14 protein-coding genes are annotated in these 15277 nt (G+C 63.3%); 12 read left to right on the forward strand and 2 right to left on the reverse strand.

Features of this window, described 5'->3' with window-relative positions; genetic code table 11:
- Positions 1–171 precede the first annotated feature (171 nt).
- Complete coding sequence (can, locus tag JNE37_RS20780) at positions 172–795, reverse strand: carbonate dehydratase (RefSeq protein ID WP_203064662.1); 624 nt, start codon at positions 793–795, stop codon at positions 172–174.
- Between the two features lie 302 nt (positions 796–1097).
- On the opposite strand from can, the gene JNE37_RS20785 reads away from it, so the two are divergent.
- Genes JNE37_RS20785 through JNE37_RS20840 form a run of 12 tightly spaced genes read left to right on the forward strand, consistent with a single transcriptional unit; the run spans position 1098 to position 12655 of the window.
- Positions 1098–1754 carry a cytochrome c3 family protein gene (locus JNE37_RS20785; protein ID WP_203064663.1) on the forward strand — a complete coding sequence of 219 codons (657 nt, stop codon included), beginning with the start codon at positions 1098–1100 and terminating at the stop codon, positions 1752–1754.
- Positions 1738–4593: a TAT-variant-translocated molybdopterin oxidoreductase gene (locus tag JNE37_RS20790; protein WP_203064664.1), complete on the forward strand. Its 2856-nt coding sequence runs from the start codon at positions 1738–1740 to the stop codon at positions 4591–4593. The genes JNE37_RS20785 and JNE37_RS20790 overlap by 17 nt, the downstream gene beginning before the upstream one ends.
- On the forward strand, positions 4586–5953 hold the full coding sequence (nrfD, locus tag JNE37_RS20795; protein WP_246513391.1) for an NrfD/PsrC family molybdoenzyme membrane anchor subunit: 1368 nt from the start codon (positions 4586–4588) through the stop codon (positions 5951–5953). The genes JNE37_RS20790 and nrfD overlap by 8 nt, the downstream gene beginning before the upstream one ends.
- Positions 5950–6492 carry a DUF3341 domain-containing protein gene (locus JNE37_RS20800; protein ID WP_203064665.1) on the forward strand — a complete coding sequence of 181 codons (543 nt, stop codon included), beginning with the start codon at positions 5950–5952 and terminating at the stop codon, positions 6490–6492. Before nrfD ends, JNE37_RS20800 begins: the two co-directional genes overlap by 4 nt.
- Positions 6489–7022: a c-type cytochrome gene (locus JNE37_RS20805; protein ID WP_203064666.1), complete on the forward strand. Its 534-nt coding sequence runs from the start codon at positions 6489–6491 to the stop codon at positions 7020–7022. The genes JNE37_RS20800 and JNE37_RS20805 overlap by 4 nt, the downstream gene beginning before the upstream one ends.
- Positions 7019–8110 (forward strand): hypothetical protein, encoded by a 1092-nt coding sequence (locus JNE37_RS20810; RefSeq protein ID WP_203064667.1) that lies wholly within the window; start codon positions 7019–7021, stop codon positions 8108–8110. The genes JNE37_RS20805 and JNE37_RS20810 overlap by 4 nt, the downstream gene beginning before the upstream one ends.
- A complete protein-coding gene (locus JNE37_RS20815) occupies positions 8100–8468 on the forward strand; it encodes a hypothetical protein (RefSeq protein ID WP_203064668.1) in 369 nt (122 codons plus the stop codon). The genes JNE37_RS20810 and JNE37_RS20815 overlap by 11 nt, the downstream gene beginning before the upstream one ends.
- Complete coding sequence (locus JNE37_RS20820) at positions 8465–9220, forward strand: SCO family protein (RefSeq protein WP_203064669.1); 756 nt, start codon at positions 8465–8467, stop codon at positions 9218–9220. Before JNE37_RS20815 ends, JNE37_RS20820 begins: the two co-directional genes overlap by 4 nt.
- Complete coding sequence (gene coxB / locus JNE37_RS20825; RefSeq protein WP_203064670.1) at positions 9208–10152, forward strand: cytochrome c oxidase subunit II; 945 nt, start codon at positions 9208–9210, stop codon at positions 10150–10152. Before JNE37_RS20820 ends, coxB begins: the two co-directional genes overlap by 13 nt.
- The gene (ctaD, locus tag JNE37_RS20830; protein WP_203064671.1) at positions 10149–11774 is read left to right on the forward strand and encodes a cytochrome c oxidase subunit I; all 1626 of its coding nucleotides are present in this window, start codon (positions 10149–10151) and stop codon (positions 11772–11774) included. The genes coxB and ctaD overlap by 4 nt, the downstream gene beginning before the upstream one ends.
- Complete coding sequence (locus tag JNE37_RS20835) at positions 11771–12394, forward strand: cytochrome c oxidase subunit 3 (RefSeq protein ID WP_203064672.1); 624 nt, start codon at positions 11771–11773, stop codon at positions 12392–12394. The genes ctaD and JNE37_RS20835 overlap by 4 nt, the downstream gene beginning before the upstream one ends.
- Positions 12395–12655 carry a cytochrome C oxidase subunit IV family protein gene (locus JNE37_RS20840; RefSeq protein WP_203064673.1) on the forward strand — a complete coding sequence of 87 codons (261 nt, stop codon included), beginning with the start codon at positions 12395–12397 and terminating at the stop codon, positions 12653–12655.
- A 33-nt stretch (positions 12656–12688) separates the two neighbouring features.
- Here JNE37_RS20840 and JNE37_RS20845 read toward each other — a convergent pair whose 3' ends face one another.
- Entirely contained in the window at positions 12689–15184 is a 2496-nt protein-coding gene (locus JNE37_RS20845; protein ID WP_203064674.1) for a membrane-bound PQQ-dependent dehydrogenase, glucose/quinate/shikimate family, read from the reverse strand.
- Positions 15185–15277 lie beyond the last annotated feature (93 nt).

Raw genomic sequence — 15277 nt, forward strand, 5'->3', positions numbered from 1 at the left:
CTTAAGTCCCCGAGCATGACATCGACTTCGCCGCCACAAAACGCCAAGCGTCTCCGTCGCCATGGATGCGCGAAACTGCTGCGCCACTTTGTGGCCTATCTGCGGGGGTACGGATCAACGGTGTTACCGCGAATTCTCGCGGGCGTTTCCTGAGGCTGCCACCTTCAGAAGTCAGCTTGCGTCCTGTTCCGGATGGGGAAGAGGATGTCCGGATACGGTGCACTTCAGATCCGTTATCAGGCCGTCCGCGAGACCATACACCCAACCGTGGATGTGAACCTCCCGCCCCACTTGCCAAGCCGATTGCATGATGGGCGTCCGCGCCAACCGCTCGACCTGCGAACGTACGCTCAATTCGCAGAGCAGATGGAGCTTTGAAGGAACGTCAGGGGTGGAGGAAAGGTCGCTTCGGTATCGCTCGGCAGTGTCACGGATCGGTTGCAACCAGTGATCGATCACGCCGTGCGGTTGGCCGTCCATCGCAGCCTGAATCCCCCCGCACCCGTAGTGACCGCAGACAATAATATGGGAAACCTTCAGGACATTCACCGCGAATTCGAGTACGGAGAGAAGGTTCAAATCGCTCGGGTGAATCAAGTTGGCCACGTTGCGGTGAACGAACACCTCCCCTGGCTCCAAGCCGGTGATGATGTTGGCCGGGACTCGACTGTCCGAACATCCTATCCATAGATATTGGGGCCTCTGTATGCTGGCGAGCCGCTCGAAGTAACCAGGATCTTCATTCCTGCGTCCCTCGGACCATTTGCGGTTGTTGGCAAGCAGATCGCTAAGCATTTCGGCTCCCTCCGTCGGACTCGGTTTCCGACGCTATCGGTTCGAGAAGCGATGGTGCAAGCCTGATGCGGGGCTGCGTCGCCGGCCGCAGAACGTTGCCTCTTTCCGGAACGCTTCGGATATAGCCCGGGAGCGATATCGGTACGATCTTCATTCGCAGGCTGCGGAAGGCCGGAACGGAACCTTCGAGTTTCGTTCAAGGTTTAGAGCCCATCGAGGAACTCAATGGTTTCCAGAGGGGAGCGCGGTCTTGATACCCGCAGGGAGTGGGCCGGATTGGGCCGTACAGCAAGGGCAACGCCGTGGCGCAAGTCTTTAGTTCTCGCGCCAACCAGATCGTCTATTTCGTCCTCTACGGAGCGCTGGTCCTGATCATCCTGTCTCCGACTATTTGGATAGTTCTCGACCGTTCCTTTTACCACACCGGACAGTTCTATGCGCTGGAGCAGCCGGCGCCATTCAGCCACGCCCATCATGTCGGCGAGGTCGGGCTCGACTGCCGCTATTGCCACCAGGGCGTCGAGACAACGGCGAGCGCCGGCCTGCCGGCTACAGAAGTCTGCATGACCTGCCATTCGCAGATCTTCTCCGATGCACCGATATTGGCGCCGGTGCGCAAGAGCCTTGCCAGCGGCGTGCCGCTCGTCTGGAACCGCGTCAATTCCCTGCCCGATTTCGTCTTCTTCAACCACGCCGTGCATGTGAACAACGGCGTTGGGTGCGTTAGTTGCCACGGGCGGGTCGATGAGATGCCGCTGACGTGGCAGGAAATGCCGCTCACCATGGAGTGGTGCCTCGGCTGCCATCGCGATCCGGGACCGAACCTCAGGCCCGAAAGCGCCGAGTTTTCGATGGACTGGCAACCGGTCGGCGACCGCAAGAAGCTCGCCAGCGAACTCGTGGCGCATTTCCATATCGACACCAGAACGATGACGGATTGCTATGCCTGTCACCGATAAGGATATGCGCGAGGAACTGGCCGCAGCCGAGCCCGCGCGCTTCTGGCGCAGCCTTGAGGAACGCGCACGCACGCCGGCTTTCCGCCGCATGCTCGATGCCGAATTCCCCGAGATCGCCGAGCGCTATGCCACGGCGACAGACCGGCGGACGGCACTGAAGCTGTTAGGCGCATCGCTGCTGATGGCCGGCATGGGCACGGCCAAGGCTGCCGAAGGGATTGCGCCCTATGTCGAGCAACCCGAAAATCTCGTGCCCGGCGAGCCGCAATTCTACGCCTCGACACTCAACGAGCGCGGCTACGGCATGGGCGTGATCGTCGAGGCCCATGAGGGGCGACCGACCAAGATCGAGGGCAATCCGAACCATCCGGCGTCGCTAGGCGGTACCGACCCGATAATGCAGGCGGCGGCATTTTCGCTTTACGAACCGACCAGATCCCGCACCGTCCTGAAGGGCAATGAGGTTGCGACCTGGGGCGCGTTCCAGGCGGAAGTGGCGGAGTTGCGCGAGCGGGCTTTGTTGCAGGGCGGCGCCGGTATCGGTGTGGTCATAGGCCCCAATACATCACTGACCCTGCAACGCCTCTTCAGCCAATTGCAGCAGGCCATGCCGGCGCTGCGCTTTTACCTCTCCGATCCATTGGCCGGCACGCCGCGTCCTTACGCCGTGCTGCCGCATTTCGATGAAGCCAAGATCGTCGTTTCACTCGGCGCCGACTTCCTCGGTGAAGGGCCGGGCCGGCTGGCTGCCGCCCGTGGGTTTGCCGATAGCCGTCGGGTGCGCGCCGGTGGGCAACGCACGATGAGCCGGCTCTATTGCCTCGAATCCATCGCTTCGCTCACCGGTGCCAAGGCGGACAGCCATCTTCTCGTGCGTCCGAGTGCCATGGACGAGACCGTCGCCCGGCTCGCTACGGCCATGCAGTCGGGCACCGGCGACGATGCCTTTACCACCGCCCTTGTCCGTGACGCGCGCGCTGCCGGCAATGGCCTGCTGTTCATCGCCGGCGAGCGCGAGAGTGCGTTCGTGCATGCGACCGCGCAGCGTCTCAACCAACCATCGGCCGGTATCACCCACACGCTGATCGCCCCTGTCGCGACGGCCCCTGCCGATTCCGGCTCGCTTTACGATCTCGTTACCGACATCGGTGTCGGCGCCATCACCAGCCTCTTCGTGCTCGATTGCGATCTCATGCATTCTGCGCCCGCCGACCTCGATGTCGGCGCGGCGCTCGAACACGTGTCGTCACTTTATCACCATGGCCTACACGTCGATGAAACGGCGCGCAAAGCCGATTGGCACGTGCCGGCGACGCACGACCTGGAAAGCTGGGGCGATCTCCGCGCCTTCAACGGTACCGCTTCGATCGTGCAGCCGCTGATCGCGCCGCTCTATCAGGGCCGTACCATTGCCGAACTGGTGGCGGCGCTCACGGGCGACTTCGTCTCATCGAGCCTCGATCTCACGCGCGCCACCTGGGCCCAGCTCGACGATGCCGGCTGGCGCGCGGCACTGAAAGGCGGCGTGATCGCAGATACCGCGACATCCGCCATTTCCGCGCCGCCGCTGGCCGAAGCCGCCAATCCGGTGCGCGAAGCAGCACAGATCGATGTGGTGCTGACGCCCGACCCGTTTCTCGATGGCGGCGCGCATGCGGCGAACCTTTTCCTCACCGAGCTGCCGCGGCCGCTCACCAAGTTGGTCTGGGGCAATGCCGCCGAAATGGCTCCAGCAACGGCGCAGAAGTTGGGCGTTGTGACGGGCGATCTCGTCGAGATCGGTATCGACAAGCAGGCGCTGACCCTGCCGGCCTTCATCTCACCCGGGCAGGCACCCGATACGGTCGTGGTGTCGCTCGGCTTCGGCCGCTGGACCGGTGAGGACAGCGATACGGTCGGCACCAATGCCTTTCCGCTGCGCCGTCGCGGCAACGCGTGGTTGCTGGCCGGGGCTGGGGTAAAAAAGGGCCAGGGCAGCAGCCGCATCATCACCACGCAGGAGCATCATGCGATGGAAGGCCGCGACATCGTGCGCGATTTGCCGCTGGCCGTCATTGCCGACGAGACGCCGCCAGCAAAAGAGCCACCCTCGCTCTATCCGCCATACGAAATACCCGAGGAAGCCTGGGGCATGAGCATCGATCTCACCGCCTGCATCGGTTGCAATGCCTGCGTTGCCGCCTGCCAGGCCGAAAACAACTCGCCGGTCGTCGGCCCTGACGAGATGGCAGTTGGCCACGACATGCACTGGCTGCGCGTCGATCGCTACTATGCCGGCGACCCGGAAGCGCCCGAGACGGTGTTCCAGCCGGTGCCGTGCATGCAGTGCGAGGATGCGCCCTGCGAGGTGGTGTGCCCGGTCAACGCCACCGTGCACACGCATGACGGGCTCAACGCGCAGGTCTACAACCGGTGCGTCGGCACACGCTATTGCTCGCAGAACTGCCCCTACAAGGTGCGGCGCTTCAACTTCTTCCAATACCAGGATTTCGACGAAGGCTCGCCCCTGTCGCTGCTGATGAACCCCAATGTCAGCGTGCGCGAGCGCGGCGTTATGGAGAAGTGCACCTATTGCGTGCAGCGCATCTCGGCGGCCCGTATACAGTCGGAGATTTCGGACCAGCCGATCGCCGATGGCGCAGTGCAAACCGCCTGCCAGCAGGCCTGCCCGACGCGGGCCATCACCTTCGGCAACATCAAGGACAAGCAGAGCGCGGTGGCGCGCGAAAAGACCGAGCCACATTCCTATGCGCTGCTCGAAGAACTCGGTACGCGCCCGCGCACCACTTATCTGGCGCGGGTCACCAATCGTCCGGACGAGGACAAGGGCAATGGCTGAAGCGATGCGCAGCGACGGCATCGATCCCGCCGTGCTCGCCGGCAACGAGAGCAATCGCGCCATCGCCGCCAAGATCGCCGCCATCCCGCTGGCGCCGAAACTGCCGCGCCGCTTCTGGTGGGGGTTTGCGGCATTCTTCACCATCGGCCTGCTGTTCCTCGGCTGCGTCAGCTACCTGCTCGCGGCCGGCATCGGCACGATCGGGCTAAACGTTCCCGCGGCCTGGGGGTTTCTCATCGTCAACACGGTCTGGTGGATCGGCATCGGCCACGCCGGCACGCTGATCTCTGCCGTGCTGCTGCTGATGCGGCAGAACTGGCGCAATTCCATCAACCGCTTCGCCGAAGCGATGACGCTGATGGCGGTGGCCCTGGCCGGCACCTTCCCCATCCTGCACCTGGGGCGCCCGCAATATTTCTACTGGCTGCTGCCGCTGCCGGTGACGCACATGCCGTGGCCGAACTGGCGCAGCCCGCTGGTGTGGGATTTCTTTGCCATCGCCACCTACATCATCGTCTCGCTGCTGTTCTGGTTCATGGGCTTGGTGCCGGACCTGGCGATCCTGCGCGACCGCGCCAAAAGCCGTGGCAAGCAGAGGATATATGGCTTTTTCGCCCTGGGCTGGCGCGGCTCGGCCTATCATTGGCACCGCTACCGGATCGCCTATTACCTGCTCGCCGCGCTGGCGACGCCGCTCGTCGTCTCCGTCCATTCGGTGATCTCGCTCGATTTCACCAGCGCCATCATTCCGGGCTATCACTCGACGATCTTCCCGCCGTATTTCGTTGCCGGCGCGCTCTATTCCGGCTTCGCCATGGTGATCACCATCGCCGTGCCGCTGCGGCATTTCTTCGGACTCGAAGATTTCATCACGCTCAAGCACCTCGACAATGCCGGCAAGGTCATGCTCGCCTCGGGCGCTGTCGTCGCCTACGGCTATCTCTGCGAAAGCTTCTTCGCCTGGTATTCGGGCGATCAGTTCGAGCGCTACATGATGTGGAACCGCATGTTCGGCGATTACGCCTGGACGTTCTGGTTCATGCTCGCCTGCAATGTCGGAACGCTGCAGCTTTTGTGGTTCAAGCGCGCACGCACCAGTCCGTGGCTGCTGTTCGCATTAGCGTTCATCATCAATACCGGCATGTGGGTCGAGCGCTACGTCATCGTCGTGACGAGCCTCACGCGCGATTTCCTGCCATCGAGCTGGCAGAACGTGCTGCCGACCTGGGTCGATTTCGGCATCTTGTTCGGCTCGCTCGGGCTGTTCTTCGCCATGATGTTCCTGTTCGTGCGGCTGCTGCCGCTAATGACCATTTTCGAAGTGCAGGAACTGAAGCATGAACTCAAGGAGGCGCAATGAAGCCCTCCGAGACGGAAACACATGGGCTGATCGCTGCTTTCGCAACACCCGAGGCGCTGATGAAAGCGGCCGCGCGCGCGCGCGAACGGGGCTTCACCCGCCTCGATGCCTTCACGCCCTACCCGGTGGAGGGGCTCGTCGAAAAGCTCGGCGGCGGCACCTCGCGGCTGCCGGTCTATACGTTCATCGGCGGCGCCATCGGGTTCTTCGGCATCCTGGCGCTACAGTTCTATTCGGTGCTCATCGCCTATCCGATCGATGTCGGCGGCCGGCCCCTGGCGTCGTGGCCGGCGTTCCTCGTGCCGGGCTTCGAATGCACGATCCTTGGTGCCGCTTTCACGGCGTTTTTCGGCATGCTGGCCGGCAATCGGCTGCCGCGTCTCTACCATCCCGTGTTCAACGCCCAAAGCTTCAGCTTTGCCGGCGGGGATCGTTTCTACCTGCTGATCGCCAGCGACGACCCGCGATACGATCGCACGAAGCTCAGGCGCATGCTGCACCGGCTCGATGCACTGGCGATCGAAGAGGTATTGGAATGAAGCGCCTCGCGCTCCTCGGCATCGCCCTGCTGCTGTGCGGTTGCGAGCAGAAGATGACGAAAATGCCGCGCGTCGATCCACTGGAGACGAGCCCGCTCTTTGCCGATGGCGCGGGCACTCGCGTGCCCGTGGCGGGTACAATTGCGGCCGATGCCGATATCGGGCCGCAACCGACCGCGCTGCCGGCAGCGCTCGATCTCGAACTCATGCAGCGCGGACAGCAGCGCTTCAACATCTTCTGCTCGCCCTGCCACGACTATACCGGCCACGGCAACGGGCGGGTCGTGCAGCGCGGCTTTCCGCAGCCGCCGGATTTCCATTCGGCCCGGCTCATCGCGGCCCCCGACAGCCACTTTTTCGACGTCATCACCCATGGCTATGGCACCATGTTCTCCTATGCCTCGCGCGTGCCGGTTTCCGACCGCTGGGCCATCATCGCCTATATCCGTGCGCTGCAATATTCCGAACATGTCCCGGCGGGCGAGTTGACGCCGGACCTCAAAGCAAAACTGGCGGAGGCAGCGCCATGACCTGGAGCCGCCTCCCGCTGGGGATAGCTGCGCTTGGCGTCATCGGTTGCGCCATCGGACTGGTGCTGGCGCCGGGGGAGATGGCGCGGGCCTGGCTGGTGGCGACGACGACGCTGATGGGCCTGCCGCTCGGCGCCATGGTGCTGCTGATGCTGTTCGTGCTCACCGGCGGGCGCTGGGGCGCCGCGGCGCGACCTGCGCTCACCGCCATGGCAATGACGCTGCCGGCCATGCTGCTGCTCTTCCTGCCGCTGCTCGGCGCCATTCCGGCACTGCTGCCTTTCCTTGCCACATCGCCCGATACGCTGCCCGAGCGGGTTGTGGGCAAGCTCGCCTATCTCGCACCGGGTTGGATCGTGTTGCGCACGCTCGTCGTCTTCGCGCTATGGCTCGTCTCGACCTTGCTGCTCCGCCTCATGCCGTGGCGAACCCGCATCACCGAGAAAACAGGCGCAGTGCTCGGCCTTGCGCTTTATGCGCTGGCGCTGACGGTTTTCACGACCGACTGGATGCAGGCTTTGGAGCCGGAATTCTCCTCGACCATCTACGCCATGATGGTTGCAGGCACGCAAATCCTCGGCGCGCTGGCGGCCGGCGTTGTCATGCTAAGGGTCACCGGGCAGTTGGCATCGCCCGGTGGCGAGCCCGAGGCACCGCTCGGTGACGATCTCGGTCGGTTGCTGATCTCCGGCATCCTCGGCTTCGTCTATCTCGCCTATATGCAATGGCTGATCATCTGGATCGGCGACCTACCGCCGGAAGCCGCGTGGTATCTGGCGCGCGATGCCTGGCCCTGGCCTGTCGCCTTCTGGCTCATGGCTCTCGCCTACGCGGTCGTACCCTTCCTCGCGCTATTGCTGGGCTCGGTGCGAAGGGATCCGAAACGGCTCGCGGCAGTCGCCACCGTGATGCTGGCCGGCTATGCGGCTGAAGCAATCTGGCGCGTGGCGCCGGCCTTTGCCGCGAACGGCACCTACCTGCTGTTGCTGGCTGCCGCTTTCGCGGCAACAGGCGGGCTTTTCGTGATGACGATCGACCGGCAATGGCGGCATGGCTTTGTTGGAGCGGAGGCGCGCCATGTCCGGTGAAAGTCTGCATCCCGCCGACGAACCGCATGAACAGCGTGACGTGCACCGGCGAACATTGTTCATCTTTGCCGTGTGCTTTGCCGGCTTCATCGCCGTTTCGGTGGCAGTGCTCTGGTTCACGTTCGGTCAACGCGAGGGTGGCTTTGCCGCCGCACAACCGCGCATGCAGGTGCCGGTAAACGGCGAGCTGGGCCAGCGACAACAGCTTGCCGAATATTTTGCGTCGCAACAGGCGTTTCTTGCGAGGATCGCCTGGACCGATGCCAGCCACAGCCACGCCAAGGTGCCGATCGCCGACGCCATGCGTCTTCTCGCCGCGAAAGGCGCAAACCGTCCGCAGCCGGGGGCAGCGCCATGAAGTTCGCGCTCGTTCTCGCCCTGCTGCTCTGCACCAGTCCTGCTCTGGCGGCGGTCGAGCAGCCGGATTTTTCGCCCAAGCCGGGGCAACAAATCACGCTCGGTACCATGCTCACCGACGAAACGGGTCAGCAAAAGACCCTGAGCGACTTCCTTCACAAGCGCCCAGCGGTCGTCGTCTTCGGCTATCACGATTGCCCCAATCTCTGCGGTGTCGAACAGCAACTCGTCGCCAAGGACCTTGGCGGCACGGGCCTTGCTCCCGATGGCTACGAACCGCTGTTCATCACGCTGGCGCCGGAGGAAGGTCCGTCCGACGCCAAAGGGGCCAAGCAACGTCTGGCCGATGCGGTGGGCAAAGCCAGCGCGGCGCCCTGGCACTTCCTTTCCGGCCCTGACGTTGCGGGGCTGGGCGAGGAATTCGGCATCACGGCAATCGAGCGCGAGCGCATAAAGCAGTACGTGCATCCCGTCGCCATCTTCACCCTCACGCCGGACGGGCGCATCTCGCACGTACTGCCGGGGCTGGATGTAACCCCCAACGACATGCGCCTGGCCCTGGTCGAAGCCTCGGCCGGCAAGCTCGGCACCCTCATCGACAAGATCGTGCTTTTCTGCGCCGGCTATGATGCGACGACTGGACGCTACTCCTCGCTCATCATGTCGATGCTCAGGATCGTCAGCGTGGTTGGCCTCGCTTTGGCGCTTGGCGCCCTCGTACTTCTCGGAAGGGGTCGTAAATGGGGAACATAGCCTTCCATCCCCTCGAGGCCTCGACGCTCGCGCCGCAAGTCGACCTGCTGTTCTATACGCTGCTTGCCTTTTCCTTTGCGCTCGGCACGTTCCTTGTCTTCCTGGTCGTACGCTATTCCGTGCTTTATCGCACCGGTTCGGGCGCCGACCGCACGGGCCCGCGTGGCCGCCACATCGTCATCGAGGTCGCCTGGACGTCGGCCTCGGCCCTGATCGCGCTCGGCATCTTCATCTGGGGCGCATCGCTCTTTCTCGAACGCGACAATCCGCCGACCGGCGCCATCGAGATCCAGGGCTTCGCCAAGCAATGGATGTGGAAGTTCGAGCACGAGAACGGCCGCCGCGAGATCAACGAACTGCACGTGCCGGCCGGCAAGCCCGTGATCGTCAAACTCGGCTCGGAGGACGTTATCCATTCCCTGTTCATACCGGCATTCCGGGTGAAGCAGGATGTGGTTCCAGGGATGGCTACCAGCCTTTGGTTCGAGGCAACGAAACCGGGCACTTACGATCTTTTTTGCGCCGAATATTGCGGTACCGAGCACTCGCGCATGCGGGGCCACGTCACCGTCATGACCGACCAGGATTTCGCGGCCTGGCTGGCTGCCAGTCCTTCGTCGCAAACCCTCGCCGAAGAGGGAGCGGCGCTGTTCCGCTCCTATGGCTGCTCGGGGTGCCACGGCCCGGGCGGCACTGTCCGCGCGCCCCGGCTCGAAGGCGTTTTCGGCCATCCGGTGGCGCTTGCCGACCGGCGCACCGTCATAGCCGACGAGGCCTATATCCGCGATTCCATCCTCAATCCCACCAAGGACATTGCGGCCGGTTACGATCCGATCATGCCGAGCTTCAAAGACCTGATCGAGGAGGACGACCTCATGCGCCTCGTTGCCTACGTGAAATCGCTCGGCACTGCCGGAAAGGCCAGCCCATGACCGTAGCAGCTTCTGCCGGACCGAGCTATTTTGCCGAAGGCGCCGGTATCCGCGCCTGGCTCACGACGACCGACCACAAGCGCATCGCCTGGCTTTACCTCGTCTCGCTCACCGCCTTCTTCTTCATCGGCGGTGCGGCGGCAACGCTGATCCGGATCGAGTTGGTAACGCCCTCCGGCGATCTCGTTTCCGACGATTCCTACAACAAGCTCTTCACCATCCATGGCATCATCATGGTGTGGTTCTTCCTCGTGCCGTCGATCCCCGCGACACTCGGCAACTTCCTGCTGCCGCTCATGCTTGGCGCGCGCGACCTCGCCTTCCCGAGGCTCAATCTCGCCAGTTGGTACGTCTTCATCTTCGGAAGCTTTTTCACGCTCTATGCGGTGATCGCGGGCGGCGTCGATACCGGCTGGACCTTCTATACGCCGCTCTCCTCGATGTTCTCGAACAGCCATGTGAGCGCGGCGGCGGCCGGCGTCTTCATCGTCGGTTTTTCGACGATCATGTCGGGCATCAACTTCATCGTCACCGTGCACAAGCTGCGCGCCCCGGGCCAGACCTGGTTCCGGCTGCCGATCTTCGTCTGGACGCTCTATGCGACGAGCCTCGTCATGGTGCTGGCAACGCCGGTGCTCGCCGCAACGCTTCTGCTCATCATCCTCGATCGGCTGTTCGGTATCGGCATCTTCGATCCTAGCCAAGGCGGCGATCCGATACTCTTCCAGCACCTTTTCTGGTTCTATTCGCATCCGGCGGTCTACATCATGATCCTGCCGGGCATGGGGGTGGTGTCCGAGATCATTCCGTGCTTCGCCCGCCGTCCGCTCTTCGGCTACAAGGCCGTGGCGCTGGCCAGCATGGCAATCGCGCTTCTCGGCTTCCTCGTCTGGGGCCATCACATGTTCGTTTCCGGCCAATCGAGCTTTGCCGGCGTGGTGTTCTCGTTCCTCAGCTTCTGCATCGCCGTGCCCTCGGCCATCAAGGTGTTCAACTGGACGCTGACCTTGAGGAAAGGCACGATCAGCTTCGAAACGCCGATGCTCTATGCCCTGTTCTTTCTGGGGCTCTTCACCTTCGGTGGTTTCGGCGGACTGTTCCTCGCCGCGCTCGCCGTCGACGTGCACCTCACCGATACCTATTTCGTCGTCGCGCATTTCCACTACATCATGGTCGGCGGCATGGTGACCGCCTATATGGCGGGCCTGCATTTCTGGTGGCCCAAGATCACCGGCCGCATGTTCTCGGAAACCTGGGGACGCATAGCGGCAGTCACCTCGTTCCTCGGTTTCAACCTCACCTTCTTTCCGCAATACGTTCTGGGCTTTCTCGGCATGCCGCGGCGCTATCACACCTATCCGGCCGAGTTCGCCTTCTGGCACATCCTTTCCAGCGCCGGCGCCGTCGTCCTCGCCATCGGCTACCTGCTGCCGCTCTTTTACCTCGGCTGGTCGCTGTTCAGGGGCCCGCGCGCGCCCGCAAATCCCTGGAATGCGACGGGCCTCGAATGGCAGACGAGTTCACCGCCGCCCAAGCACAATTTCGATACGCCGCCCGAAGTCATCGGTCCGCCATATGCCTATGGCCCGCCGGTCGAGGGCGAAAGGGGAGCACCGGAATGAGCGGAGAGAGCGCACATCAGGGCGAAGGCACGGGCATTCAGGCGACCGGCGAATTCGGCGTCTTCATCTTCCTCGGTTCCGAAGCGCTGCTCTTCGGCGGGCTCATTCTCACCTATGTCGTCGCCCGCCTGCACCACCACGAGGCCTTCGTCGGCGGCTCGGCCGAACTCTCGCTCGTGACGGGCACGGCCAATACCGCAATCCTGTTGACCAGCAGTTTCGCCATAGCCCTGGCAATGATCTGGGGCGAGGAGGGCAAGGACAATCGCGCGCGGCTGGCGCTCGCCGTCACCGCGGCGCTCGGCCTGCTGTTCCTGTGCGTCAAGGCTTACGAGTATTACGACGAGGCGCAGCGCCATGTGCTGCCGGTGCTCGGCCTGCCCTTCGATTATTCTGGCCCCGATCCGCAGCATGCCCGGCTCTTCTTCGATGCTTATCTGGCACTGACCGGCACGCACGGCCTGCATGTCCTTACCGGCATCGGCCTTGTCCTGACGCTGACACTTGGCTGGAAACGGCTGGGACGGCCGGCGCACTGGTTGAAGCTCGGCGCGCTCTACTGGCACTTCATCGACGTGATCTGGATCTTCCTGTTCCCCATCCTCTACATGGTGCGCTGAATGACCATCCGCGAAGCGAGCCTCACCTACATCGCGCTGATGGTCCTGCTGGCCATCACCGTCGGCTCGACCTTCCTGAGCCTTGGGCCCGCCAACAGCGTCATAAATTTCGGGGTGGCGATCGCCAAGGCGGGGCTGATCGGTCTTGTCTTCATGCATTTGCGCCGGAGCGGCCTGCTGATCTCGCTGACCGTTGCGGCGGTCCTGTTCTGGCTGATGATCCTCTTCGGGATGGCGCTGATCGATTTCGTCAGCCGCTGAAAAGCCGGCGGTTTTTACCGCCGGCTTTTCATTCTACTTCGTTGCATCCTTGGGGAGCGCATAGGCGACCAAGTCGTCGCCGACCGGCGTCTTCATGAAGTGATGGCCGCCCGCAAAGATCGCCACCACCTGCTGGCCATCCACCTCGAACGTCATTGGATTGGCCTGGCCGCCGGCGGGCAGCGAGGTCGACCATTTGACCTCACCGGTCTTGATGTCGATTGCCCGCAGCAGGTTGTCGGTCGTTGCGGCGATGAAGATGAGGCCGCCCTTGGTCAGCACCGCGCCGCCATTGTTGGGCGTGCCGATGCGTATCGGCAGGAAGCTCGGCAGGCCGAACGGGCCATTGGCGCGGGCATCGCCGAACGGATGGTCCCAGAGCGTCTTGCCGGTCTTGAGATCGATGGCCCGGATACCGCCATAGGGCGGCTTTTTGCACATCATGCCGGTGAACGGCACCTTCCAGCCGGGATTAAGGTCGACAGCCCAAGGGGCACCGACCTGTACGGCTCCCTCGCCCTCGCCCGTATTGGGGCCGCCGAGCGCATCGATCGGCCGCCAGCCACGCTTGTCGGCCTCCTCGCGAGGAATGAGACGGTCGTAATTTACCATATCGTTGTAGTTGACGACGAGGATGCCGTTATCGGGGTCGACGGCGACGCTGCCCCAGTCCGAGCCTCCATTGTAGCTCGGATATTCGAGGAACGGCTTGTCGGCTGACGGCGGGGTATAGGGACCCTGGTAGTTGGCCTGCCGATACTGGATGCGGCACCAGAGCTGGTCGAGCGGGCTCATGCCCCACATGTCGGATTCCTTTACGTCGGGCATCACGACGTTGGCGTAGCCGGAGAACGGCTGCGTCGGCGACATCTTGTCGGGCTCGACGCCACCCGCCGGCACCTTGCGCTCCTCGACAGGGGTCAGCGGTTCGCCTGTGCGGCGGTCCAGCACGTAGATCTGGCCTTGCTTGGAGGCCAGGATCAGTGCCGGCACGTTGCCCTTGTCGGTGGGGAAATCGACCAAGGTCGGCTGCGAACCGAGGTCGTAGTCCCAGACGTCGTAGTGCACGGTCTGGAAGTGCCAGGCCGGCTTGCCCGTGGTCACGTCGACGGCGACGACCGAGCTCGAGAACTCGTTCTCGTAATCCTTGCGGTTACCGCCGAAATAGTCGACCGACGAATTGCCGAGCGGCAGGTAGACAAGGCCGAGCGCGTCGTCGCCGGCGGCGGCGGTCCACATATTGGGCGTGCCGCGCGTATAGGTCTCACCGGCAACCGGCGCGCCGGTCTGGTCGGGCCGCCCCATGTCCCAGGCCCAAAGCAGCTTGCCGGAAACGGCATCGTAGCCACGGATGACGCCGGACGGTGCATCCTCTGCCTGCCCATCCTGCACTTGCGCGCCGGTAACCACGACGTTGCGCACGATCGCCGGCGGCGCCGTCACCGAATACCAGCCGGGAACGGTGTGGCCGATGCCTTCGAGCAGGTTGACCTCACCATGTCTGCCGAAATCCTCGCAGGGTTTGCCGTCTTCTGCGTCAACCGCAATCAGGCGGCCGTCGAGCGTGCCTTCGATGATGCTCTTGACGCAGGCGCTATTCGGCGCGGCGGAAGGGTTCTTGTAATAGGACACGCCACGGCAGCTGGCGCCGTAGGGGATCGAGTCCATGGAAATATGCGGATCGAAACGCCAGATCTCCCTGCCGGTCGCCGCATCGACGGCGAGAACGATATTGGTGGCCGAGCAGAGATAGAGAGTGTCGCCGACTTTGATCGGCGTCGTTTCCGGAGAATACTTGTCCTTGGTCTTTTCAGTTGGCATGTCGCCCGTCTCGTAGGTCCAGACCTCCTTGAGCTTGCCGACATTGTCGGGGGTGATCTGGTCGAGGCTGGAATAGCGCGTCGATAATTGCGTGCCTCCATAGGCCGGCCAGTCCTTGGCCGCTGCTTCCGGTTGCTGGGGAAAGGGCGCATTGGCCAGTGCAGGCGTTATTTCAGGCTGGGGTTGCGGATTTGTGGGAGCAGGCGGCGTCGGCGTTGCGGCAGGTGGTGTCTGCGCGAAAGCCGGATTGTGCTGGGCGAGCGTCGGCAACAAGGTCATGATACCGATCGCCAAGACCGCAAAGCTGGCGGCTGCGGTGGCTGTACCGCTCCAGCGCAAAGGTTGCGGGTCGCGCCGCCGCAGTACAGGGATGGTCAAAAGGACGAGGACCAGCAGGACTGTCGGCCCGACTAGGCGCGGCACCTGTGCCCAACCATCGAGCCCGGCTTCCCACAGCGCCCAGACGAGGGTGAAAAGCCAGGTTACGGCATAAACGAGAACCGCTAAGCGCCGCCCCATGAAGAGCAGCACGCCGCTTCCTATCACGCCAAGCCCTGCGATGGCGTAGTACCAGGAGCCTCCCAGTAAAGCGAGCCAAACGCCGCCAAAGAGAAGCGGCAACCCGACAACGATGAGGATCGCTGCAAGGATAAGGCTTGCCCAATACCCAAACCCGCGCCCAACGGGGCGCTTTGCTTCGCCCGTCATCCAAGCCTCCTATGCTGTGATAGGAGTCAGAATTTAGCGGGACGATGTTCGTTCCCGAATGAGGCCTCATCCCGGGGAGAGCCCTCCACTCCG

The sequence above is a fragment of the Paradevosia shaoguanensis genome (assembly GCF_016801025.1).
GTDB lineage: Bacteria > Pseudomonadota > Alphaproteobacteria > Rhizobiales > Devosiaceae > Paradevosia > Paradevosia shaoguanensis.

What these genes read in the sequence shown, in the direction of transcription:
- can (WP_203064662.1), bottom strand. Translation starts at nt 795, where the DNA reads ATGCTTAGCGATCTGCTTGCCAACAACCGCAAATGGTCCGAGGGACGC.
- JNE37_RS20790 (WP_203064664.1), top strand. Translation starts at nt 1,738, where the DNA reads ATGCCTGTCACCGATAAGGATATGCGCGAGGAACTGGCCGCAGCCGAG.
- nrfD (WP_246513391.1), top strand. Translation starts at nt 4,586, where the DNA reads ATGGCTGAAGCGATGCGCAGCGACGGCATCGATCCCGCCGTGCTCGCC.
- JNE37_RS20800 (WP_203064665.1), top strand. Translation starts at nt 5,950, where the DNA reads ATGAAGCCCTCCGAGACGGAAACACATGGGCTGATCGCTGCTTTCGCA.
- JNE37_RS20805 (WP_203064666.1), top strand. Translation starts at nt 6,489, where the DNA reads ATGAAGCGCCTCGCGCTCCTCGGCATCGCCCTGCTGCTGTGCGGTTGC.
- JNE37_RS20810 (WP_203064667.1), top strand. Translation starts at nt 7,019, where the DNA reads ATGACCTGGAGCCGCCTCCCGCTGGGGATAGCTGCGCTTGGCGTCATC.
- JNE37_RS20815 (WP_203064668.1), top strand. Translation starts at nt 8,100, where the DNA reads ATGTCCGGTGAAAGTCTGCATCCCGCCGACGAACCGCATGAACAGCGT.
- JNE37_RS20820 (WP_203064669.1), top strand. Translation starts at nt 8,465, where the DNA reads ATGAAGTTCGCGCTCGTTCTCGCCCTGCTGCTCTGCACCAGTCCTGCT.
- coxB (WP_203064670.1), top strand. Translation starts at nt 9,208, where the DNA reads ATGGGGAACATAGCCTTCCATCCCCTCGAGGCCTCGACGCTCGCGCCG.
- ctaD (WP_203064671.1), top strand. Translation starts at nt 10,149, where the DNA reads ATGACCGTAGCAGCTTCTGCCGGACCGAGCTATTTTGCCGAAGGCGCC.
- JNE37_RS20835 (WP_203064672.1), top strand. Translation starts at nt 11,771, where the DNA reads ATGAGCGGAGAGAGCGCACATCAGGGCGAAGGCACGGGCATTCAGGCG.
- JNE37_RS20840 (WP_203064673.1), top strand. Translation starts at nt 12,395, where the DNA reads ATGACCATCCGCGAAGCGAGCCTCACCTACATCGCGCTGATGGTCCTG.
- JNE37_RS20845 (WP_203064674.1), bottom strand. Translation starts at nt 15,184, where the DNA reads ATGACGGGCGAAGCAAAGCGCCCCGTTGGGCGCGGGTTTGGGTATTGG.